Source organism: Halorubrum sp. Atlit-26R, assembly GCF_003666015.1.
In the GTDB taxonomy this organism is placed as follows: Archaea; Halobacteriota; Halobacteria; order Halobacteriales; family Haloferacaceae; genus Halorubrum.
This window is the reverse complement of sequence record NZ_QPLT01000371.1, coordinates 1-530: the sequence shown is the minus strand read 5'-3', so window position 1 is coordinate 530 and position 530 is coordinate 1. Positions and strand designations below refer to the sequence as shown.

At 67.4% G+C, this 530-nt stretch carries 1 protein-coding gene; it reads right to left on the bottom strand.

The window, feature by feature from the left end:
* Positions 1–106: 106 nt before the first annotated feature.
* Positions 107–530, bottom strand: a 424-nt coding sequence (locus DVK07_RS21025) for a transcription elongation factor Spt5 (protein WP_121598612.1), incomplete at its 5' end; no start/stop codon positions are given.

Sequence of the window (530 nt, the reverse complement as noted above, 5' to 3'; positions counted from 1 at the left end):
CATGGGAGTCGCCGGGAGGGTGGGTCGCCGGGGGACGCGGCGCTCGTCGCGCGCGGTGAGTCGAGCCGAAACTGAGAGAGAAGAGAGCCCTCGTCGGGGCGGACGCTTACCGCTCTTCGGAGTCGAGGACGCGAATCTGGTCCCCGCGGACGGTGACCGGAATCGGGACCGTCGCCTCGTACAGTTCGACGGTGACCTGGTCTTTCGTCTCGTCGATGCGCTGGACGCGCGCCTTCTCGCCTTTGAACGGGCCGGCGATGAGTTCGACGATGTCGCCCTCCGCGATACCCTCCACGTCCGGCGTCGGCGAGAGGAAGTGCTCGACTTCGGCCATGCTGGAGGTGCCGACCGCGCCGCCGCTCTCGACGAGGCCGCGAGCGTGGGGAATCTCTTCGAGGACACGCGTGACGATGCCGTCGTCGTCGGCCTCGACCATCACGTAGCTCGTGAGCGAGTCGGGCGCGAGGACGGCGTGAATCTGTTCGAACTCCTTCGTCGCGATCATGTCCGCAACCGTCTGCTCCTGGCGA